At 56.0% G+C, this 19,842-nt stretch carries 22 protein-coding genes and 3 pseudogenes; 18 read left to right on the forward strand and 7 right to left on the reverse strand.

Going from position 1 to position 19,842, the window contains the following annotated elements:
- The first annotated feature begins 75 nt into the window (after positions 1–75).
- The 4 genes from RHM69_RS09270 to RHM69_RS09285 all read left to right on the forward strand — a co-directional run bounded on the left by RHM69_RS09270 (position 76) and on the right by RHM69_RS09285 (position 3,358).
- Positions 76–1,380, forward strand: coding sequence for an MFS transporter (locus tag RHM69_RS09270; protein WP_322255494.1), 1,305 nt, complete (start codon positions 76–78; stop codon positions 1,378–1,380).
- Positions 1,381–1,394: 14 nt separating this feature from the next.
- Positions 1,395–1,673 carry a muconolactone Delta-isomerase gene (catC, locus tag RHM69_RS09275; RefSeq protein ID WP_044275668.1) on the forward strand — a complete coding sequence of 93 codons (279 nt, stop codon included), beginning with the start codon at positions 1,395–1,397 and terminating at the stop codon, positions 1,671–1,673.
- Positions 1,674–1,767: 94 nt separating this feature from the next.
- Positions 1,768–3,015, forward strand: coding sequence for an acetyl-CoA hydrolase/transferase family protein (locus tag RHM69_RS09280; protein ID WP_044275667.1), 1,248 nt, complete (start codon positions 1,768–1,770; stop codon positions 3,013–3,015).
- Between the two features lie 82 nt (positions 3,016–3,097).
- Positions 3,098–3,358 (forward strand): hypothetical protein, encoded by a 261-nt coding sequence (locus RHM69_RS09285; RefSeq protein WP_069557051.1) that lies wholly within the window; start codon positions 3,098–3,100, stop codon positions 3,356–3,358.
- Positions 3,359–3,441: 83 nt separating this feature from the next.
- Here the strand turns inward: RHM69_RS09285 and RHM69_RS09290 are convergent.
- A pseudogene (locus RHM69_RS09290) lies at positions 3,442–3,722 on the reverse strand (IS630 family transposase); the annotation flags it as partial.
- A 332-nt stretch (positions 3,723–4,054) separates the two neighbouring features.
- Between RHM69_RS09290 and RHM69_RS09295 the strand changes: the two are divergent.
- Positions 4,055–5,509 (forward strand): tyrosine-type recombinase/integrase, encoded by a 1,455-nt coding sequence (locus RHM69_RS09295; RefSeq protein ID WP_069557052.1) that lies wholly within the window; start codon positions 4,055–4,057, stop codon positions 5,507–5,509.
- A 169-nt stretch (positions 5,510–5,678) separates the two neighbouring features.
- Here the strand turns inward: RHM69_RS09295 and RHM69_RS09300 are convergent, their stop codons facing one another.
- The 3 genes from RHM69_RS09300 to RHM69_RS09310 all read right to left on the reverse strand — a co-directional run bounded on the left by RHM69_RS09300 (position 5,679) and on the right by RHM69_RS09310 (position 7,033).
- Positions 5,679–5,924, reverse strand: a complete 246-nt coding sequence (locus RHM69_RS09300; protein ID WP_139129457.1) for a hypothetical protein — start codon at positions 5,922–5,924, stop codon at positions 5,679–5,681.
- Positions 5,925–6,112: 188 nt separating this feature from the next.
- Entirely contained in the window at positions 6,113–6,421 is a 309-nt protein-coding gene (locus RHM69_RS09305; protein ID WP_083263046.1) for a hypothetical protein, read from the reverse strand.
- 234 nt (positions 6,422–6,655) lie between these two features.
- On the reverse strand, positions 6,656–7,033 hold the full coding sequence (locus RHM69_RS09310) for a Rho termination factor N-terminal domain-containing protein (RefSeq protein ID WP_069557053.1): 378 nt from the start codon (positions 7,031–7,033) through the stop codon (positions 6,656–6,658).
- A 280-nt stretch (positions 7,034–7,313) separates the two neighbouring features.
- Here RHM69_RS09310 and RHM69_RS09315 point away from each other — a divergent pair, with 280 nt between their 5' ends.
- The 3 genes from RHM69_RS09315 (at position 7,314) to RHM69_RS09325 (ending at position 9,233) form a co-directional block, all read left to right on the forward strand.
- Positions 7,314–8,453 (forward strand): zinc-dependent alcohol dehydrogenase, encoded by a 1,140-nt coding sequence (locus RHM69_RS09315; RefSeq protein WP_069557067.1) that lies wholly within the window; start codon positions 7,314–7,316, stop codon positions 8,451–8,453.
- 280 nt (positions 8,454–8,733) lie between these two features.
- Positions 8,734–9,033 carry a hypothetical protein gene (locus RHM69_RS09320; RefSeq protein WP_069557054.1) on the forward strand — a complete coding sequence of 100 codons (300 nt, stop codon included), beginning with the start codon at positions 8,734–8,736 and terminating at the stop codon, positions 9,031–9,033.
- Positions 9,030–9,233 carry a hypothetical protein gene (locus RHM69_RS09325; protein ID WP_069557055.1) on the forward strand — a complete coding sequence of 68 codons (204 nt, stop codon included), beginning with the start codon at positions 9,030–9,032 and terminating at the stop codon, positions 9,231–9,233. The genes RHM69_RS09320 and RHM69_RS09325 overlap by 4 nt, the downstream gene beginning before the upstream one ends.
- Positions 9,234–9,238: 5 nt before the next feature.
- On the opposite strand, the gene RHM69_RS09330 is transcribed toward RHM69_RS09325, so the two are convergent.
- Complete coding sequence (locus RHM69_RS09330; protein WP_069557056.1) at positions 9,239–9,466, reverse strand: hypothetical protein; 228 nt, start codon at positions 9,464–9,466, stop codon at positions 9,239–9,241.
- 380 nt (positions 9,467–9,846) lie between these two features.
- On the opposite strand from RHM69_RS09330, the gene RHM69_RS09335 reads away from it, so the two are divergent.
- The 8 genes and pseudogenes from RHM69_RS09335 to RHM69_RS09370 all read left to right on the forward strand — a co-directional run.
- Positions 9,847–10,362 (forward strand): flavodoxin family protein, encoded by a 516-nt coding sequence (locus tag RHM69_RS09335; protein ID WP_256557702.1) that lies wholly within the window; start codon positions 9,847–9,849, stop codon positions 10,360–10,362.
- A 260-nt stretch (positions 10,363–10,622) separates the two neighbouring features.
- Positions 10,623–10,907 carry a hypothetical protein gene (locus RHM69_RS09340; protein WP_177343898.1) on the forward strand — a complete coding sequence of 95 codons (285 nt, stop codon included), beginning with the start codon at positions 10,623–10,625 and terminating at the stop codon, positions 10,905–10,907.
- A protein-coding gene (locus tag RHM69_RS09345) for an IS3 family transposase (RefSeq protein ID WP_139129458.1) occupies positions 10,876–12,038 on the forward strand; the annotation gives its coding sequence in 2 pieces (ribosomal slippage) (positions 10,876–11,131 and positions 11,131–12,038; 1,164 coding nt in all). The genes RHM69_RS09340 and RHM69_RS09345 overlap by 32 nt, the downstream gene beginning before the upstream one ends.
- 535 nt (positions 12,039–12,573) lie before the next feature.
- Complete coding sequence (gene tnpA / locus RHM69_RS09350) at positions 12,574–12,891, forward strand: IS66-like element accessory protein TnpA (RefSeq protein ID WP_083263048.1); 318 nt, start codon at positions 12,574–12,576, stop codon at positions 12,889–12,891.
- The gene (gene tnpB / locus RHM69_RS09355) at positions 12,888–13,223 is read left to right on the forward strand and encodes an IS66 family insertion sequence element accessory protein TnpB (protein ID WP_069557060.1); all 336 of its coding nucleotides are present in this window, start codon (positions 12,888–12,890) and stop codon (positions 13,221–13,223) included. The genes tnpA and tnpB overlap by 4 nt, the downstream gene beginning before the upstream one ends.
- A 62-nt stretch (positions 13,224–13,285) precedes the next feature.
- A pseudogene (gene tnpC / locus RHM69_RS09360) lies at positions 13,286–14,614 on the forward strand (IS66 family transposase); the annotation flags it as partial.
- Positions 14,615–15,192: 578 nt separating this feature from the next.
- Entirely contained in the window at positions 15,193–16,854 is a 1,662-nt protein-coding gene (gene ltrA, locus RHM69_RS09365) for a group II intron reverse transcriptase/maturase (protein ID WP_024073359.1), read from the forward strand.
- A 104-nt stretch (positions 16,855–16,958) separates the two neighbouring features.
- Positions 16,959–17,180, forward strand: a pseudogene (locus RHM69_RS09370) (transposase domain-containing protein); the annotation flags it as partial.
- A 102-nt stretch (positions 17,181–17,282) separates the two neighbouring features.
- Here the strand turns inward: RHM69_RS09370 and RHM69_RS09375 are convergent.
- Positions 17,283–17,759, reverse strand: a complete 477-nt coding sequence (locus RHM69_RS09375; RefSeq protein ID WP_069559016.1) for an antitoxin Xre/MbcA/ParS toxin-binding domain-containing protein — start codon at positions 17,757–17,759, stop codon at positions 17,283–17,285.
- A gap of 188 nt (positions 17,760–17,947) precedes the next feature.
- A complete protein-coding gene (locus RHM69_RS09380) occupies positions 17,948–18,166 on the reverse strand; it encodes a BPSL0761 family protein (RefSeq protein ID WP_069559015.1) in 219 nt (72 codons plus the stop codon).
- Between the two features lie 612 nt (positions 18,167–18,778).
- On the opposite strand from RHM69_RS09380, the gene RHM69_RS09385 reads away from it, so the two are divergent.
- Positions 18,779–19,513, forward strand: coding sequence for a hypothetical protein (locus RHM69_RS09385; RefSeq protein ID WP_069559014.1), 735 nt, complete (start codon positions 18,779–18,781; stop codon positions 19,511–19,513).
- 113 nt (positions 19,514–19,626) lie between these two features.
- Complete coding sequence (locus RHM69_RS09390) at positions 19,627–19,842, forward strand: AlpA family transcriptional regulator (RefSeq protein WP_069559013.1); 216 nt, start codon at positions 19,627–19,629, stop codon at positions 19,840–19,842.

The raw sequence follows: 19,842 nt of genomic DNA on the forward strand, positions 1-19,842 counted from the left end.
TGTTGCATGCTGGATCACGGCCTCGCAGCCCAAGTACTTTCAATAAGAAGCCCAATAACAATAAAGGACAGCGAAATGTTCGAATGGTACAAAACCGGCTCCTCGCAAGAACGTAAAACGTTCTGGGCATGTTTTTCCGGGTGGGCGCTGGATACCTATGACGCCCAGATGTTCAGCTTCCTGCTACCGACGCTCATGGCGGTCTGGCAGATATCTAAAGGCGAGGCCGGCATCCTTGGCACCGCCGCTTTGCTTTCGGCAGCCCTGGGCGGTTGGGTCGCCGGTATCCTCAGCGACCGTTACGGTCGGGTGCGGATCCTGATCTTCACCATCTGCTGGTTCACGCTGTTCGGCGTGCTGGCCGGTTTTACCCAGTCCTTTGAACAAATGCTTGTAGTGCGGACCCTGCAAGGTTTGGGCTTCGGCGGCGAGTGGGCCGTGGGTGCCGCGCTGATGGCCGAGGTGGTCCGTCCTCAGCATCACGGCAAGGCGATGGGCTTCGTGCAAAGCGGGTTCTCGGTGGGCTGGGCCATGTCTGCGGTGGTGATGACCGCCCTGCTCGCTTACCTGCCTGCGGAAATGGCATGGCGTGTGGCATTTTGGGTGGGAATCATTCCGGCCGCGTTCGTGCTGTTTATCCGCCGTCACGTCAAGGACCCGGAAATTTTCAAGGAAGCCAAGGCTGCCAACAAAGAAAAAGCCTCGATCTTTTCCGCGTTCCGCCCTTCCGTGATCCGCCTGACCCTGCTGGGCGCACTGTTGGTGACGGGTCTGCAGGCCGCCGCCTATACCATCATGGCGTGGCTGCCGACCTTGATGGTGCAGGTCCGCGGGCTGAAGCCGGGGCCGGTCGTCATCACCATGCTGATCATGTGTGCTGGTGCATTCGCAGGCTTCGTGCTCACCGCGTACCTCTCCGATCGCTACGGTCGGCGACCGGCGCTGCTGCTGTTCTGCCTGGGCGCGTGGATCTTCACCGTGATCTACATGCTGGTGCCGATGAGCCCAACCGTGCTGATGCTGATGAGCTTTCCGGTAGGCGCCTTCGCAACAGGTATCTTCGCGGTTGTCGGCCCCTTCCTGAGTGAGCTGTTCCCGACCCACATCCGCACCACGTGCATGGGCTTTTCCTACAACCTCGGTAAGTCCCTGGGTGCGCTGTCCATCGCTGGGGTGGGGGTCTTGTCCGAGCGTTTCGGCTTGGCTGAGGCAATCGGAGGCTTTTGCCTGGTGGCCTACGCCCTGGCAATCATCGCCGTATTGCTGCTCCCGGAGACGCGCGGCGTACGACTGGAAGATGTCGATGCAAACCTGGACGCCAATGCGGACGATCGTACGTCCAGGGTTGCCGACCATCCACTGACCAATAGCAAAATCTGAGCGGAGCAAAACCAATGCTTTATCACGTAAAAATGGACGTCAACATACCGCGCGATATCCCTGTCGATACCATCGATGCGATCAAGCTCGCCGAGAAAAAACGCGCCACCGAACTTCAGGAGTCAGGTAAATGGCCGCACCTGTGGCGGATCGTCGGCCAGTACTCGAACATCAGCATCCTCGACGTGGAAAATAATGACGAGCTGCATGCGCTGCTGTCGAGCCTGCCGCTGTTCCCGTACATGACCATCCAGGTCACGCCGCTGGCTAAACATCCGTCCTCAATCGTCTAACGACCGCGGCGGCACTGCCGCCGCCGTTCCCCTCCTCCGTCGAGCCTCGGCTGGCCAAACGGCAGCCGCGGCTGGCTGTTGCCGAGATCGCCTGATGCCACACCTCTTGCACCTCGAATCGCTGGACCTCGCTGGCCTCGTTCAACCGGGTGACACCGTCATGTGGGGCCAAGCCAACGCAGAGCCTCTGCCGTTGACCCAGGCATTGATGGCCCAGCGACATAAGATAGGCAGATTCCGGGTGATGCTGGGCATTGCCAACACTTCCACCTGCAAACCAGAGCACGCGGACCGCGTAGATTTCATCTCCTATTGCGGCGCAGGCGCCAATCGCGAACTGGCGGACGCCGGGTTATTGCAGGTACTGCCCAGCCACTACTCCGAGCTGCCCGAGCTGATCACCAGCGGTGCCTTGCGCATCGATGTGTTGATGCTGCAACTGGCGCCTGCCAACGCCGAGGGCCGCTACAGCCTGAGCATTGCCAGCGAGTACTTGTTGCCAGCACTCGACAGCGCGCGCTTGGTCATCGCAGAAATCAATGCCCAGGCACCCTGGACCTACGCTGATAGGACCCTGACTGACGACGACCTGGATGCCATTGTGTTTTCCGACCGGGCGCCCATGGAGAACGCAGTCAGCCCTATCCGCGAAAGCGCTCGCCAGATCGCCAACCACATCGCCGGGCTGGTCGAAGATGGTGCCACTCTGCAAATGGGCATCGGCGCCATACCCGATGCCGTCTTGAGTGCGCTGGCTGAGCACCGCCATTTAGGCGTGCATTCGGGCAGCCTTGGCGATGGCGTCGCAAGGCTGATGCAGAGCGGGGCTATCACCAATCAACGCAAGCCGATCGACCGCGGCATCAGCGTCGGTGGCATTCTCATGGGCAGCAGCCTGTTGCACCGTTACGCGCACAACAACCCGTCCCTGCAACTGCGCTCGACGCGCTATACCCACGATGCGCACGTCCTGGCGAGTCTCGACAAACTGGTGGCGATCAACTCAGCGGTCGAGGTTGACCTGACTGGCCAGGTGAATTCGGAGTGTGCCGCGGGCAGTTACATCGGGGCCGTCGGCGGGCTGATCGACTTTATCCGCGGTGCGCGCGCTTCAAGAGGCGGCCTACCGATAATCGCCCTGCCCTCCACCGCAGGTGCACAAAGCAGAATCGTGACCAAGTTGAGCGGCCCCGTCACCGTTGCCCGCAGCGATGCGGTGATTGTCGTCACCGAGCATGGCGTAGCCGATTTACGCGGTTTGACGCTTGATCAGCGCACCCGCAAATTGTTGCAGATCGCTCATCCCGACCACCGGACTGCGCTGCAAAACTCGGCGCATTGACTATTCAGTATCTTTGCAGTGCTCCAGCGTATGTTGAGCTTGGGTCGTGTCAGCCTCGGTGATCAGGGGTCAGGCGTCAGCTTTGAACTTGCTTACCCGCATCGCCGAGAACGAAAACCTCGACCCGATGCTGACTTTCTATGGCCAGCGCCTTCTGGCACTTCGGCAACCGGTGCAGTTGCGGGAAGTGAGAGTCAGCAGGCAAATCCAGCGCAGTGCATTGGAAGCTGCCGCCGGGGTGAACACCCTCAACAAACGTGAGAGAGCACTATTGCGCCTGCTCGCCCAGGCACTCCCGAACCAAAGATCGCCCGGGCCTTGGTGCTGTCCTATGAAACCGTGAAATGGTATCTGCGACACGACCGGCGGCGGCACCGTGCATGACGTTAAGCGGCCTAGTGTGCTGTTCTCAAAATAATTCACTCATTAGCCTGTGACCAGTGCCTCCCGGGCGCGTTGAATTTTGTTCAGGATGTCTTCACCTTTTGCGTTCCAGACATACCGAGTCGGTTGCGCATTGCGCAGGGCCAGGAAGGTGGTAATCGAGGTCTCCAGCTCGCGCACTGAACTGAAGTTGCCATCACGCAAATACACCGTAATGTCCCGAAAAAAGCGTTCAACCATGTCATCCACGAGCTGGACGTCGGGGTGAAATGCATATGAAAGCGTTTATGTTTTCCCAGCCACGCCCTCACTTTGGGATGCTTTGTGGGTCAGTTTTCAATCAGCGCCAACAGTGAGGATTCCACTGAGAGCCAGTCGTATTGTAGGGGTAAAAACGATTAGAAATAAAAAGGGGTCGCGAGATAAAATCTCGCAACCCCTTGAATTATATGGTCGGGACGGAGTGATTCGAACACTCGACCCCTAGCACCCCATCTCCTTTTTCATACTTCTAGAAAGACTCCAAAATTTCACTCTGGATTTTTCTAAGCTAGTATTTACTTGAGCTCCAGCGGTGTTCTGCTCTACGAGAGTCCAGTAACGTCCATCAAGAGCCGACGTTTTTGTGGGGGTAAAAGTAGGGGGAGTCCGTTTCATGGCCAAAATTACCATCAAAGAACTCGAGTCGCTGACCGCCAATGATGCCGGCCGCATCCTCAGGGAGGATGGCAATCTCGCCGGTCGAATCTCAGTCCGTAAGGACGGTGTGTCGGTCAGCTTTTTCTATCGGTATCGCTGGGGCGACCAGAACAAAGAGTACGCCTGCGGAACCTGGCCGCGCAAATCCCTGACGGACATCCGTAAAGCACGCAACCAGGCACGTGCGCTCATCGATGAGCAGATCAATCCCAACGAGCAAAAGAAAACCGCCAAGGCACAAGCATACGCCGCTGCTAACGTAGAGGCTGAACTAGTAAAAACGACGAAGGTGAAAACGCTGACCGTCCAGGATCTGGCCAAGGCGTGGCTGTTAGATGGCGTCGCGCGTAAAGACGGCAATGCCGAGTTGCAACGACGCTTTAATAAGGACCTTTACCCAGCACTCGGCAAGACGTCAGTCAGTAGTGTGTCCGAGCATGATGTTCGGGCGCTGATCCGGGCCGTGGTCAACCGCGGCGCTCACCGGCAAGCCATCAGCTTCTTCGCCGACCTCAATCAAATGTTCAGTTGGGCCAGAAAGCGCCAACCTTGGCGGGCGTTACTGGTTGAGGGCGATCCGACTGAACTGGTCGACATCTCCCCATTGATCCCTGCCGACTACGAAGCGGAAAGAAGCCGCATCCTTTCCCCAGCTGAGCTGTTGGAATTGCACAACCGCTTCCAGCAAATGACCGCCGATTACAACGCCCTCCCCGCCGGCCAAAAGTACGAGGGTATTCGTCCATTAAAGAAGGAGACTCAACTCGCGCTTTGGATCAGCCTGGGAACGCTGTGCCGGATTGGCGAGTTACTGCAGGCCGAATGGAAAAATGTCGATCTGGAGCGGCAGACCTGTTTCCTCCCGAGCGAAAACGTCAAAGGCTCCCGCGGCAAGAAACAGGACCACCATGTCTTCCTCTCCCCCTTCGCCTTGCATTTCTTTCAGGAGCTCAAGACCCTGACGGGAGACTCCCAGTGGTGCTTTCCGAACAAGCTGGATGATGGGCATGTGGACGTGAAAGTGGTGAGCAAACAGGTCGGCGATCGCCAGGCCCGGTTCAAAAACCGCAAGGCCCTCTCCAGACGGCGTCATGACGATACCCTGGTGCTGGCCGATGGCCAAATCGGCGACTGGACGCCGCATGACCTGCGCCGTACCGGCGCCACCATGATGCAGGCCTTAGGTGTCAGCCTGGACGTTATCGATCGTTGCCAAAATCATGTGCTGGCCGGCTCGCGGGTAAGACGCCATTACCTGCATCACGACTATGCCGAAGAGAAGAAGCGCGCTTGGGACCTGTTGGGCGATCGGCTCAGTGCCGTGCTGTCCTCGAACTACGAGCACACGCCAAACGAGTCGATGTTGTCTTTTCCAGCGTATGCGGCGACAGAGATGCGGCCACCCTCATAGAATTGCTGCACAAAGAGTTGTCTAAAATTTAACATCCTCGACAACCCGCGTTCGACGTGATTTGCGATGAGCAAAGGTGACCGATTGCATGTACAGATTCGCGGAGGTCAATACCTACGTTTCTTCGTAAAGCATCTTCCTTGATCGCCGAAAGTACCTGCACCGATAGTTAGTCCGCCGAGGGTGTATTTCCATCTACCGGGCGAGCGTCTAAAGCAGGCATCGGATCCGTTTGAACGCCGGTTACGATGGAAGCCCACGCAGCATATGCATTCTTGTGTCGAGCCACCGCTTCATCCCATTGGCTTCCCGAAACCTTGCTTGAAACCACTAGCATCATAAGATGGTTGGTAGTTGCATCGAGATCGAGCAAAAGATGGTGGGCGGTGAAGCGAAAATCATCAATCGAAGGCATGACGTCACACTTATATTTTGGTGAGCGGGCGGGATCGTTCCCGCACCACATGACATCAGTGTGACAGTACTGAGCATTTCATTGCGAACGGTCGGACAGTCGGTTACGGGAAATTGAGTTCCAAGCCGAATTTTTCGAACTGTCTATTTTGGCGATTTACTGCTCTCTCCACCCTTCAAGGTTGATCGCTATTTCGAGGACGCTGATTTACGAATCGCCGGACCACCAGCACCAGCACCAGCAGCCAACTGCCGAGCTCGACCGACACCCCAAGCCAGAACTCTGGTCATCGATTCGCCAGGGTGTGAGTCAACCGCCATTTCATGCAAAGCCATGCCATCGGGCGCATAAATACCGATGAACATCTGCGTTTCGCCGGCGCGCGAAAGCCTAACTTGTACGTCGATGTGAGTCCCATCATTAAGAGTTTCATCATGTGTTCTACAGTGGAGCTCTGGGTCTGCCCACTCCCAGAAGATGTCGCCTCGAAGTCTCATAGAGCCCTCCCGCCCGTTCCCTATGATGGTCAGTAGTGTCCAAAACTAGACCCCTACAAGCGAAGTGCAACCTCGTCGAAACAGTATCGGACAACTGGTAGAAAACAGCTGTACACGCTCCAATTTTTTGTACAACTTCCAACTGCTATAGCCGCAACAACGAACCCCATCACAATCACCATCGGAGTTGTGACTGAGTCCAATCCATAAACTCGCCAGGCTCAGGATCCTGACTCAACTGGCTCGGCGCAAAGCCTCGACTAGCTCAGCCTTACGCATAGTTGAGCGTCCAGCGATTTGCTGTTTTCGCGCTCGGCTCATTAATTCCGTCTTGCTCATGTCCTCGAGTTGCTGACCAGCTCTAGCCACGCCTTGTCGGCTAACTGCCGCTCGACGGCCTGACGATTTACGAGCCTTTGTCTTTGCCGCTTCGCTGGTTTTCTGCCCCGAGCCTCCCTTACGCTCACCGCCACCTGATTGTTTGTTCACGGTAGCCCAGGCACGGCTCTCTGCCTCGTTTTTGGAAACACCCTTGGCCTCATAGCTGTCTTCAATGTGTTCGGCCTTACGTTTCTGTTTGTCTGTGTATTTGTCTTTATCACCGCGCGGCATGATCAAATCCTCTTAGTTAACAGTGACATTCACCTACTAAGGTAGAAGCGCCGGTTTAACCATCAGTTCGTCTAGGTCGACCAGTGGTTTATCTGATTGATCTCGAGACCAATTACTCCCTTCGCTAATTTTCACGTCCAACGCCGGGCACGACCCGGTAACCGGCGTGCCTCAAGAGTTCGTTCCTTTCGTCAGGGTCATCTTAATTAAATAAACCTTTCGTATTTCCAAGACCTCCATTGCTAGACAACTGAACTGAAAACCAATGGCGAGGTGGATGATGAAAGCAGTCGTATTTCATGACGTGGGTGACATCCGGCTGGACGATGTGGCCGATCCCGTAATTCAGGAACCAACAGATGCCGTTGTGAGAATTACGGCAGCAGCCATCTGCGGGACGGATCTGCATTTCATTCGGGGCACCGTCCCCGACATGCAGCCTGGAACGATATTGGGGCATGAAGGTGTCGGGATCATCGAGGCACTGGGTGATGACGTACGGAACCTTAAGGTGGGTGATCGGGTAATCATTCCCTCGACCATTGCTTGCGGTAACTGTTCCTATTGCCGGGCCGGTTATTTCTCGCAGTGCGATGTCGTCAATCCTCACGGCAAACAGGCCGGCACCTCGTTTTTCGGCGGTCCCAAAGGCACAGGACCGTTCCACGGTCTGCAAGCCGAGAAAGCTCGTATTCCCTACGCCCATATCGGCTTGATCAAGATTCCGCAGGCCATTACCGATGACCAGGCCATTGCCATGTCGGATATTTTCCCTACCGCCTGGTTTGGCGCGCAGATGGCCGAAATCCGGGATGGCGATAGTGTCGCAGTGTTCGGCTGCGGCCCCGTTGGCCTATTTACCATTGTCAGTGCGAAATTGATGGGTGCCGGCCGCGTGTTTGCTATTGACGGCTTGGCGGACCGACTTGAGCGCGCCCGCGAACTGGGCGCCGAGTGCATAAATTTCGAAAAGGAAGAACCGGTTCAAACGCTGCACCGCCTCACGGACGGTATAGGTGTGGACCGTGCCGTTGATGCCGTAGGCATCGACGCCAACCATGCGCACCAGGCGCATTCACAATCCCAATGGCAACCGGGCGATGCACCGGCTCAGGCGTTGCAATGGGCCATCGAAGGGTTGGCTAAGGCCGGCACCCTATCGATCATCGGCGTGTATCCACCAGGCTTCGACACCTTCCCCATCGGTGCGGCGATGAACAAGAACCTGACCATGAACATGGGCAACTGCCACCATCGCAAGTACATTCCCAAGTTGATCGAAATGACCTTGGCTGGTCGTGTAGACCCGGCAAAAATACTCACCCAGAAAGAGCCGCTGACTGACGCCATTGAAGCCTTCAAGTCGTTTGATAAACGTGAGAGCGGCTGGATCAAAGTCAAACTGATGCCCCAACGTTAATGAGGTTGTTCCTGGGTCGATAGCTGTCAGGGAACCCTCGACAGCTATCGCCTTGGCCTGGAAAAAAACTACAAAGTTGAAGCGATCAAAAAACAAGTTTTTTATCTGCCTGGCATCCGATAAAACCATCGATTTTTTAAACAGATATTCTTTGATACCGGCTTGCAACGTAGCGGTCACAATTTTTACCGGAGGGTGAAACCCGCCCGAAAATATATGACTAGGTTCAGCTTCCTGCCGCACAGCGTATGAGCAGGAGCTAACAAACAGGACCGCACCCATGCATTCTCAATACACCAATGCCCAACTCCTTGCGTGTCGCTGCCTGGCGATGGAGCAGAATAAAAAGCTGTTTGATGAGGCCAATGCCATCAGCCGCTCCGCATTCGAACTGCTCGAGCAACCGGATCTGGACAGCGAGCAATTCCAACGCTATCTCCAACTCAGAAGGAAAGCTGAAACCCTGTTTTGCGAGGCCTTGGATCATCTGACCTTATTGAATGAAAACTTCCCGCCGCTTCCTGTTCAGAAGCTGATGGAGGCTTGCGACAGCGCACTTCACCAAGAGGAAAACAGATGATGGACGATTCGCAACGAGCATGGGAATTGGCGATGGCGCTAATTGCGAGCGGAAAAATCGCCTTCGACCCCGCTAATCCGCAAGGATCTGTAAAGTGCCTTTTCACCCATTTAAACGTTTTGAAAGAGGCACTGGAAGCCCAGACAGCGCCAACGACAGTCACCTCTTCGTTTGACAGTGAAAAAGATCAGGTGCTGTAGTGTCGTTAAAGGCCGGTTGCAGCGATGGCCCCTTCCACTGCCTCGGCATAACGTCTGGTGGCTTTGATGACTAGCTGCTTTCGTTCGGTCCTGTCAATGAAACCCTCTCGAAAGTAAATCTCTGCCAAACGAAGCAATTCTTCGTACTGCTCTTGTGCGTTCATATGCCTTTCGGGCTTTTCCATCAGCTTGTGCCAGCTTGCAAGCGCTTGAGCTTTTCTGTCCTCGTACATGGCGATACCTCCACCGTCGTGTAACGGTTGAGGCCTGTGAGCGAGCGGTTGTTCATCTGAAACGATGTATGGTCCATGCCAAATGCGGGGGACCGATACAAATCTCGAACTCGCATCTTTCTCTTGCCTCCAATGCATACGCTCACGGCGAAAGGGTTACCGGTCAGTCAGATGTGGAGATCTGGCCGACAGCACGCCATTTCGAGCAGGGCCGCTGCCCGTTGCGTAGCTCACCGCCTCGTGTGTTGTTGGTCCCTGGCTCGTCACGCAACGACGGGACCTGCCCAAAGGAGCTTTCCAAGAGCCGGCGTCTGGCGGGCCTTGCGTAAGGTGAACTGAAAGCAGCGGGTATTCATACCGACCTGCTCGATCTCAGCCTGCTGACGTCCGAGTACGGTCAACGCATTTTCCCTTGCAAAGGGTGCGTTTCTACTGCCATGCCCTTATGCCATTGGCCATGCTGCTGTTATCCCAATCATTCGCTCGACCAGGTGGGTGATGTCATGAACGTCATTTATCCGCGATGGGTCGGCGCCGATGGGATCATGCTGATCACGCCGGTCTACTGGTATCAGGCGCCCAGTCCGTTGAAGTTGATGATCGATCGACTAGTCCGCGCCGACGGCGGCAATCCCGCTCCCACAACCACTCAAGGCAAGGACGCTGCCATGGCGAAACAATTGGAGCTTGATGGCTGGTCCTATCCAAAGCACTCGAAGGACGAGTTTACGGTGTGGTGGTTCATGGTGACGTGGCAGGTACCGAAGGTGTGCGCCGAGCCTTATGCGACTGGATGGGATTTGTGGACGCCGGGAAAATGGCTTGCCTGGATCGCTATATCGGCTACTACCATCCCTACGCTACCAGCCATGACGAACCGAGCTGGAATTGCATGAGGAAGTACGAAACGTGGCGCGGGCAGTGGTCAATGCGGGGAAAGAACGGCGTACGGGCAATCTGTCCCTACCTGATGCCACATTACGCGCGCCGCGACAGAAATAACGAAAACGGGTGAAAGCCGTTCTTCGATTCATTGGAACCCTCTTGTCTCGTTGTTTTCCATCATACAAACAGCAAAAGGGAGAGTTCACCAGGATTGCCCTGGCGAATGGTTTGTAATCGAAGGGCGTTCTTACGGTTGAACACAGCGAACCTTATGGAAAACCTTATCGAAGTCCTACAGGAAACAGCGGAGCCGCTACCTGATGTTGCCAGCGAAAGCTTTGCAACAATGTTCGACCGTTATGGCGATGCACAGGTGGTACTGATTGGCGAAGCCAGCCATGGCACGCGCGAGTTTTACCAAGCGCGCGCAGCGATAACACGACACCTGGTCAAGCACCATTGTAGTGGTCTAATGAAACCGGACACCCATTTAGGCGAGAATGCTCGCCAGATCGAGGTGTCAGATGACCAAACAACGCCGCTCCTTTACTCCTGAATTCAAACGCGAGGCTGCCGACCTCGTGCTCAAACAAAACTACAGCTACATCGAAGCCAGCCGTTCACTCGGCATTGGTGAGTCGGCATTGCGCCGCTGGGTTGACCAGATTCAGAAAGAACATAAAGGCATCACCCCGCAGAGCAAGGCTCTGACTCCGGAACAGCAAAAAATTCAGGAGCTGGAAGCCCGGATTGCTCGGCTTGAGCGAGAGAAATCAATACTAAAAAAGGCTACCGCGCTCTTGATGTCGGAAGGTCACGAGCGTTCGCGCTGATTGACCAGTTGAGTGCACATGAGCCGGTTGATTGGCTGTGCAAGGTGTTTGACGTCACGCGCTCGTGTTACTACGCCCAGCGCCTGCGGCGGCGCACGCCCGATGTTGAACGGCTTCGATTGCGAAGTCGCGTCAGTGAGCTGTTCTCGCAAAGTCGCAGCTCTGCGGGCAGTCGCAGCATCCTGTCGCTGATGCGTGAAGACGGTGAGCAACTCGGTCGATTCAAAGTGCGTAGCTTGATGCGCGAGCTTGATTTAGTCAGCAAACAACCCGGCTCCCATGCCTACAAACGAGCAACAGTAGAAAGACTGGATATCCCGAACACATTGAACCGCGAGTTCGACGTGCCAGCGCCCAATCAAGTCTGGTGCGGCGATATCACCTACATATGGGCGCAAGGAAAGTGGCATTACTTGGCTGTCGTCCTGGATCTTTGTACGCGTCGGATCGTGGGCTGGGCGCTGTCGGAAAAGCCAGACGCTGAGCTGGTGATCAAAGCGCTGGATATGGCTTACGAGCAGCGTGGCAGGCCTTCGGATCTGCTATTCCACTCGGACCAGGGATCGCAATATGCAAGCCGACTCTTTCGCCAGCGGTTGTGGCGATACCGCATGCGCCAGAGCATGAGCCGACGAGGAAACTGCTGGGATAACGCACCGATGGAGCGCGTATTTCGCAGCTTGAAAACAGAATGGATACCGACCGTGGGCTATCGAACTGCGCAGGAAGCACAGCGCGATATTAGCCATTTTTTGATGCATCGCTACAACTGGATTAGGCCTCATCAATTCAACGATGGGTTGGCCCCAGCGCGGGCCGAGGAAAAACTTAACGTCGTGTCCGGGATTAGTTGACCACTACACAGTGAGGCTTTGCAAGAGGCGCCATGATCAACCTGTATCGCTTCGGCGCCCTCCAACCGGCAAATTGCTCGCCCGTTCTTGGTTATGACGAAACTGTGCCCCTGGGCCACCAGCGCAATAAGGCGTCGGAGTCGCCGGCGAGCCTGGCTACAGCTGACGGTTGTCAACATAACTGAGGCACCTCTTGTATGGGGTTCTAGGGCGTAGCGTCATGCAGCCCTCACGTGCAGTGCATCGCGTCGCACCTATAATCGAAACCGTTAGGCAAAGTCGCTCCAGCGTCCCCCTAAACGAAAAGCCGAAAATCAGCACCTGCCCGGTCATTTAGCTGACGCCGCGTAAGCGGGTCTCGATGAAACTTTCGTTTTTTCTCAACACTCGACTGGCGGTGGTTGATCGACCATAGCAACACCGACCCGTCGGATTGTAAGCGGCTGGGGAAGTCACCTTCCGAACTCCAGCATTAAGGGCGATGGTGTCCGCGTATTTCTAAGCGGACACGATCGCCCTTAACGTCAGGATTTCCATGCGCCAACGAAGCTCTTACCCGAAACCCTTCAAGGCCCAGGTTGTTCAGGAATGCCTGCAACCGGGCGCAACCCTATCCAGCGTCGCCATCAGCCACGGCATCAACGCCAACGTGATCCGCAAGTGGCTACCGCTTTACCGAGATCAGCCGCCAGCGGCGTTGCCGGCTTTCGTTCCGTTGAGAGCTACACCCAAACGGCAGGCAGAAGGGTCGGCGATTATTGAGCTGCCATTTGGCGAGCAATCGATGTCAGTGAAATGGCCAACGTCTGATCCTAAAGGCTGTGCCCGCTTTGTCCGTGGACTCACGCAATGATTCGCATCGACGCCATCTGGCTTGCCACCGAGCCCATGGAGATGCGTGCCGGCACTGAAACTGCGCTGGCCAGGGTGATCGCGGTGTTCGGTGCGGCGAAGCCGCACTGCGCTTATCTGTTTGCCAACCGCCGCGCCACTCGTATGAAAGTGCTGGTGCATGACGGGTTTGGAGTCTGGCTGGCTGCTCGCCGATTGAACCAAGGAAAGTTTCACTGGCCCGGCATTCGACAAGGCTGCGAGATAGAGCTGGATACCGAGCAACTTCAAGCGTTGGTGCTCGGCCTACCTTGGCAGCGTGTTGGGGCTGGCGGTGTAATCACACTGCTTTAAAAAGCTGTAATTAGCTCCTTGGCCTACTGCCGCAAACGACCTGCTTTGGTAAAATCCAGGGCATGACTTCCTCGCCCAATCTCGATCAGATGAGCCCCGACCAACTGCGTGCCTTCGCGGCGCAGTTGCTGTCCCAGGTTGATTCGCTCGGACAGCAAGTCGACAGTATGGGCAAGAAGAACGACCGCGACCAAACCATCATCGAGCAACTCACCCACGAAATCACTTGGTTCAAACGTAACAAGTTTGCTAAGCGCAGTGAGCAATTAAGCCCTGCTCAAGGCAGCCTGCTCGATGACCTGCTCGACACAGACATCGCGGCCATTGAAGCCGAGCTGAAGGCGTTGAATCCGCCGGCTGCGCCGGCCGAGCCACGCAAGCAGCCCAGGCGTGTTCCATTGCCTGCGCAGTTTCCGCGTACCGTGATTTATCACGAACCAGACAACACCCAAGGTCCCTGCGGATGCCAGCTCCAGCGGATCGGCGAAGACGTCAGCGAAAAGCTCGATTACACGCCGGGCGTGTTCACCGTGGAGCAGCATGTGCGCGGGAAATGGGTCTGCCGCGAGTGTGAAACGCTGACTCAGGCACCGGTTCCGGCCCAGGTAATCGACAAGGGCATACCGACCGCAGGGCTGCTGGCGCACATGATGGTGGCAAAATTCGCCGACCATTTACCCCTGTATCGCCAAGAGAAAATCTTTGGCCGCGCCGGCCTAGCTATCGCCCGCTCGACACTGGCGCAATGGGTCGGCCAAACCGGCGTGCAACTCCAGCCCTTGGTCGACGCGCTGCGTGAAACGGTACTTGCCCAAGGCGTGATTCACGCAGACGAAACCCCAGTGCAGATGCTCGCGCCGGGCGAAAAGAAAAACCATCGTGCTTATGTCTGGGCCTACTGCACCACGCCGTTTTCGGCACTTAAAGCAGTGGTTTACGACTTCAGCCCGAGCCGTGCGGGTGAGCATGCACGCAACTTCCTTGGGCAATGGAACGGCAAGCTGGTTTGCGATGATTTCGCCGGCTACAAAGCAAGCTTTCAGCAAGGCATCACCGAAATCGGCTGCATGGCCCATGCCCGCCGCAAGTTCTTCGATCTGCATGCGACGAACAAAAGCCAACTGGCCGAACAGGCGCTGCACGCGATTGGCGGGTTGTATGAAATCGAACGGCAAGCGCGGGAAATGACCGACGAGGATCGCTGGCGAATACGTCAGGAAAAAGCGGCGCCCCTTATCGACGCACTGCATACCTGGATGCTGGCCCAGCGCGACCTTGTGCCCGAAGGCTCGGCTATCGCCAAAGCTCTGGATTACAGCCTCAAGCGCTGGGGCGCACTGGCTCGATATATCGAGGACGGTGCTGTGCCCATGGATAATAATCCAGTGGAAGTGCGACACGAAGTCGCTTAATGAAGTTGTTCCCCCTTGGTGGGAACCACCCGTGTCACCGGGTGAATCTAGAAGGCTGAATCAAGAGCGCCTTCGACAATGTTACGAGGCGCCGCAAGGTGCGGGGTACCAATCGTGAGAGGCGTACCCTTCTGGCAGCCATGGCCGGACAAGTGCTAGATAGTTGGTATGGTGAACACACGTGAATCTGCGCAACGATCGTTAAATTAAGCGAGCGGAAATGGCTTACACGCTCGAACCAAAATGGTAATGGAGGTGGGAACTGCGTCTTTCTACTACGCATTCGTGACCCACATGCCTCCCGGTCGATAGCAGGCACCTAACCCGACGCACTTCAGTAAGCGGAACGTGGAAATCCCGTATCGCTCCCGTCAGGGAAAGCCGTTTGTAAAAATTGCCCATGGCGGTGCGGGCGAAGGAACGAGGAAAAAGCGAACGCCGTCCTGTAATGGGTTGGATAGAGGTTGAAACATCACTTCACGCGAAAGCGGGCAGACGTCCTCATGGTCTCTCTTCACACGAGAGTAGGTAGAACCCTTTCAACGGAAGGAGAGCAAATGAACGCAGCAGCATTGGCGTGTGCACCTTCCGGCACGTCGTGGGACAGCATCGATTGGATCGCCGTACAACGTCGTGTCAGAGGGCTGCAAGCGCGTATTGTGAAGGCTGTACAAGATGGCAGACATAACAAGGTGAAAGCCCTGCAATGGCTGCTGACTCACTCGTTCAGTGGCAAGGCATTTGCTGTGAAACGGGTGTCTGAAAACAAAGGCAAAAATACCCCCGGCGTGGACAAGGTTACTTGGAATACGCCTAGGGCCAAGCTCGGCGCGATAGAGTCGTTGACGCGGCGAGGTTACTCGCCGCTCCCGCTTCGGAGAGTGCTTATTCCGAAGAAAAACGGCAAAACGAGACCTCTTGGAATTCCCGCGATGAAATGCCGGGCCATGCAGGCGCTTCATCTGCTGGCTCTGGAACCGATAGCGGAAACTACCGGCGACCCGAACTCTTATGGGTTCAGGCCGGAACGCTCAACTGCGGATGCCGTCGCACAGTGCTTTGGTGTGCTGTCACGAAAAGCAAACGCGGAATGGGTGTTAGAGGGCGACATTCAAGGCTGTTTCGACAATATCAGCCATGACTGGTTGATCGCCAACATTCCCATGGACAAGGCGATTTTGCAGAAATGGCTCCGGGCTGGTTATGTCTACCAAAAGCAGCTATTCCCCAGCCACGCCGGAACCCCGCAGGGAGGCATCATATCCCCGGGGTTGGCGAACATGACGCTGGATGGGTTGGAAGCGATGCTGGCGAAGAGATTTCCCAACGCGAAGTGGACAGCCCGAAAAATGCGCGTGGTGCGTTATGCAGATGATTTCATCATCACTGGTTGTTCGAAAGAATGGCTGGAGAATGAAGTCAGGCCCGCCGTGGTTGAATTTCTGGCAGAGCGTGGACTTGTCCTCTCTCCGGAAAAAACCAAGATAACGCACATAGGGGACGGGTTCGACTTCCTCGGATGGAACCTGCGCAAGTACAACGGCAAGCTCCTGATCAAGCCGTCCAAGGCGAACATCGGGGCTCTACTTGCCAAGCTGCGAGAGTTGATCAAGACCAACAAAACGATACGACAGGCTAACTTGATAGGTTTGCTCAACCCGGTTCTACGGGGCTGGGCGAACTATCACAGTCATGTCGTCGCCAAGAAGGTCTTCAACCAGGTGGACAGCGCAGTGTGGGAAATGCTCTGGCGATGGGCGGTACGTCGCCACCCTCGCAAGACACGCCGATGGGTGAAGGATCGGTATTTCAAAGTACAAGGGGCGCGCCGTTGGGTGTTCTCGTGTACTGAAAAATCCGCCGATGGTCGGAAGCGTCAGTACACGCTAGTAGACGCCTCAGACACACCGATTGTGCGACATATCAAGATTAAGGCTGCTGCCAACCCTCACGACCCTGCATGGGATGAGTACTTCGAGTCCCGCTGGGGCAAGAAGATGCTCACTTCCGTTAAAGGTCGAGCCAAGCTGTATCGGGTATGGGTGCAACAGGGCGGCAGGTGCTGCGCCTGCTTCAAGCCGGTGACCAAAGACACACCGTGGCACAGTCGCCATATTGTGAAGCTAGGTCATGGCGGGACGGACGCTGCGGCTAATCTTGAGATTTACCACCTGCGTTGCCCACGAGATGTGCAATTTGCCAATGTCGACGATGTATAACCGGGTGCCCAATGGCGCCTTAGCAGAGGCTTGAGCCGTGTGCTGGGAAACTCGCATGCACGGTTCTTAGGGGGTTGGACGCGGGCAACCGCGTCTGACTACCCGACAACCAGATCCGGCCGTGGGCACTCGGCCGCTCCAACTGGTTGTTCGCCGGTCCACTGCGCAGCGGCAAACGAGCAGCGGCGATCATGAGTTTGATCCAGTCGGCGCGCATGAATGGGCATGATCCATATGCCTATCTCAAAGATGTGCTGACGCGGCTGCCAACGCAGCGTGCCAGTGAGATTGATCAACTGCTGCCGTATCAGTGGGTGCCGGCCTGAGTCACGCAAGGTGACTTCGGCGGACGCTTACGTCGGATTTCCCAGGACGCATCCCGAAAGGCCCGTCACGTATTTCGTAGCAGCGGTCGTCGCCAGGTGCCATCAGGCAGCACCGCCCCACTCCAGGGCCTGAAGGACAAGGCGAACGTGTTTGGCCCCTATCTCCGTTTCGCAGAGCATGATCGGTGCCGTCCCTCCGAGCGCTTTATTCGGTGCCGACATCCACTGCGTGGCTGTCACTTGTGTCTCAAATATCGCCTCGGCCAAGTGACTGACCACAGCAATTCTGTCCAAACGTTCGGAGGCGACAGGATCAAGGTTCTTGTGCTCTCGCCGGCGTCTTTCCAGGGTTGACATTGATGCATTGAGCAGCGTTTCCAGGTGGCGGTCCTGAAGGTTGAAGGCCAAACGAACCACCTGGATGAGGTCGGAGGGCAACCCTACTTTTATTTGGTGCAGCCTCTGCGCATCCGTCAGCGGCTCTCGATCGGAACTGAATCGCCAAAAGGCCGCGATGCCCTCCTCTCGGGACGCCTCTTGCTTTTTTCCCGGACGTCGAGTCGCAGTTGAAGTGCTCATTAACACTTCCTCCCAATGATGTCCCATCCAATGGAATATGAGTTAACGCCGGTTTAATCGGAAGCGCCATTGAGCGCCAGTGGAATTCCATAACGCCCTGGGTCGAGAAGGCGATGTAGCCCTTTCCCCTCTACGTATCCACAGACCAGGATCAGCGGCTTTGGGCTGATGATGAGTGGCCACGGCGGTCAATCGATGCTGGAGCTCAGAAAGGGCTCGGTCAGTCGGTCGACCCTTTGCTCTTCGAGCTGCCCGGCCCGCAGGATCTCGTTTGCATGGGGATAATGCCGTAACAGCTGGCGGGCCTGCCGTCGAATAGATGCTGAAAGCGCAGAATCTTCTGCCAGCTCGACCAGAAAGTCTCGCGTCTGGATGAGTGCGCGCGTGCGCTCGTTCGGCATTGTCATGGTGTCCTCCTCGCACACACCGTGCACAGTCCAGCCGCTCCGCGCTTGATGGCGTCCGACGCAGTTTTTTACCTGGTAAATCGCCTACAGCCTACACCTAAACCAAGACGGCCCATTGAGTCTATCACCGGGATCGGCCCGGGCTTTTTGTGAATCAGGCCCCTGTCCGCCTCGGCGTACCGTCCATCCAGGCCCGCGGGCAAAAAACCGCGCTGAGGTTGGAGAATCTTGCATTCTCAAACCTGAGAATTTGCTCGCCAGAACGATCATTGGCACTCCTGCACAGGTGAATAACATGGCCCGTATCGCGGTACGAAATCGTCGGATACGCAGTCATTTTGACTCATCCGCGTCGCAATGCGATCGAGGCGCTCAAGCCGGAGTTTGCAATACCTCTTAAGGCAACAGCGTGTTCAATGTTTGGCGCTGTCCTCCTGCCTTACGCCAAAAACTATCGCTAACGCGTCTATTGTGAGCGAACTATTCCAGTTTAGAGTTGTCACCAGAATCGGATCCAAAATTTATTTTAGGAATCTGGCTCGCTCGACAGGGGCCCCGAACAGTTGCCCGCGCCAGCGAATCTAGGACACATTCAGCCGGAGGCTGTTTACCATGATCTCGATCAAAAACTCCTACCACCCTATCGATGCCGCAATCCTCTGGTGCGACCTCGCCGAACACCAAGGCGAAATTCTGCAGGTAGATCTCGCTCATCCCGGTTGTCTTCTCAAGCATTTTCCGCAATGGCCCTTTCTCCACGCCTATGTCGAACGTCTCTACGATGCCATCGTCTGTGGCGAGTTGCCCGCGACCTACCTTGGACGCCCAATCACTTCTAATGACAAGGCTGAACGTGTCTATTGGTCCATTCGCCATTCTGATCTCCGGGTTTGGTTTGCACGCAATTACCCAGAAGAAAAGCCAGCGTTCCTATTTTCCCAGAGTATCGACCATTCCGAATGCGTCAGTCTGACTGCGCACCTGGCCCTACAAGCGGAGCGTGATGCCGACGTCCGCGAGATTAAAAAACTCCGCCAAGCGCACTCGGCCATCGCCGAAGAGGCGGCTCCCGCCTTCAACCAGCAAGAGTTGTCCCCGCAGCTTGGCGTATTTGAGGTGCCCTCTGAAGCCTCCGCCTTCGTGCACTACATGATCATTGGCGCCTTGCTGACGGTCATGCTGGGCAAATCCAGAAGCGGCCAACTGCGGTCGATTTACAAGAACCAGGCTGCCGTTGTCGACGCTATTACCGAGCAGTTACCGGGTATTCCTGGCCTGAGCAAACGCACCCTTGATCGGAAATTTGCACAAGCTCGCCGTCATTTGGCCCAAGCCCTACAGGCCTAAGAGCGAATTGCCAGGCAATGAGTGCCATTGCCTGGCAATGATTTGTCTCCTTTGCCGGCCTTCAATGACTGTCACATCCCATCACGCGCCATCCGGCGCTAAGGAGTGACACCATGCAACCTACCAGCCCTGCCCCGCTGTTTGCCGAACGCCATATCATGCGTCGTGATGAGGTCGAACAAAAAACTGGATTCAAACGTTCACACATCTACAACCTGATGAAAGCCGGACTGTTCCCGCAATGCCGCCGCATCGGCACGCGTGCCGTCGGTTGGGACTCACTGGAGATCGAGCAGTGGGTTCAGGATCGCTTGTCGACGGGAGCCTAG

It is taken from the genome of Pseudomonas sp. CCI1.1 (genome assembly GCF_034348165.1).
In the GTDB taxonomy this organism is placed as follows: domain Bacteria; phylum Pseudomonadota; class Gammaproteobacteria; order Pseudomonadales; family Pseudomonadaceae; genus Aquipseudomonas; species Aquipseudomonas paracarnis.

Bases quoted from the DNA above. Each gene is read 5' to 3' on its own strand.
- RHM69_RS09270 (WP_322255494.1), top strand. From the start codon at position 76: ATGTTCGAATGGTACAAAACCGGCTCCTCGCAAGAACGTAAAACGTTC.
- catC (WP_044275668.1), top strand. From the start codon at position 1,395: ATGCTTTATCACGTAAAAATGGACGTCAACATACCGCGCGATATCCCT.
- RHM69_RS09280 (WP_044275667.1), top strand. From the start codon at position 1,768: ATGCCACACCTCTTGCACCTCGAATCGCTGGACCTCGCTGGCCTCGTT.
- RHM69_RS09295 (WP_069557052.1), top strand. From the start codon at position 4,055: ATGGCCAAAATTACCATCAAAGAACTCGAGTCGCTGACCGCCAATGAT.
- RHM69_RS09300 (WP_139129457.1), bottom strand. From the start codon at position 5,924: ATGCCTTCGATTGATGATTTTCGCTTCACCGCCCACCATCTTTTGCTC.
- RHM69_RS09305 (WP_083263046.1), bottom strand. From the start codon at position 6,421: ATGAGACTTCGAGGCGACATCTTCTGGGAGTGGGCAGACCCAGAGCTC.
- RHM69_RS09310 (WP_069557053.1), bottom strand. From the start codon at position 7,033: ATGCCGCGCGGTGATAAAGACAAATACACAGACAAACAGAAACGTAAG.
- RHM69_RS09315 (WP_069557067.1), top strand. From the start codon at position 7,314: ATGAAAGCAGTCGTATTTCATGACGTGGGTGACATCCGGCTGGACGAT.
- RHM69_RS09320 (WP_069557054.1), top strand. From the start codon at position 8,734: ATGCATTCTCAATACACCAATGCCCAACTCCTTGCGTGTCGCTGCCTG.
- RHM69_RS09325 (WP_069557055.1), top strand. From the start codon at position 9,030: ATGATGGACGATTCGCAACGAGCATGGGAATTGGCGATGGCGCTAATT.
- RHM69_RS09330 (WP_069557056.1), bottom strand. From the start codon at position 9,466: ATGTACGAGGACAGAAAAGCTCAAGCGCTTGCAAGCTGGCACAAGCTG.
- RHM69_RS09340 (WP_177343898.1), top strand. From the start codon at position 10,623: ATGGAAAACCTTATCGAAGTCCTACAGGAAACAGCGGAGCCGCTACCT.
- tnpA (WP_083263048.1), top strand. From the start codon at position 12,574: ATGCGCCAACGAAGCTCTTACCCGAAACCCTTCAAGGCCCAGGTTGTT.
- tnpB (WP_069557060.1), top strand. From the start codon at position 12,888: ATGATTCGCATCGACGCCATCTGGCTTGCCACCGAGCCCATGGAGATG.
- ltrA (WP_024073359.1), top strand. From the start codon at position 15,193: ATGAACGCAGCAGCATTGGCGTGTGCACCTTCCGGCACGTCGTGGGAC.
- RHM69_RS09375 (WP_069559016.1), bottom strand. From the start codon at position 17,759: ATGAGCACTTCAACTGCGACTCGACGTCCGGGAAAAAAGCAAGAGGCG.
- RHM69_RS09380 (WP_069559015.1), bottom strand. From the start codon at position 18,166: ATGACAATGCCGAACGAGCGCACGCGCGCACTCATCCAGACGCGAGAC.
- RHM69_RS09385 (WP_069559014.1), top strand. From the start codon at position 18,779: ATGATCTCGATCAAAAACTCCTACCACCCTATCGATGCCGCAATCCTC.
- RHM69_RS09390 (WP_069559013.1), top strand. From the start codon at position 19,627: ATGCAACCTACCAGCCCTGCCCCGCTGTTTGCCGAACGCCATATCATG.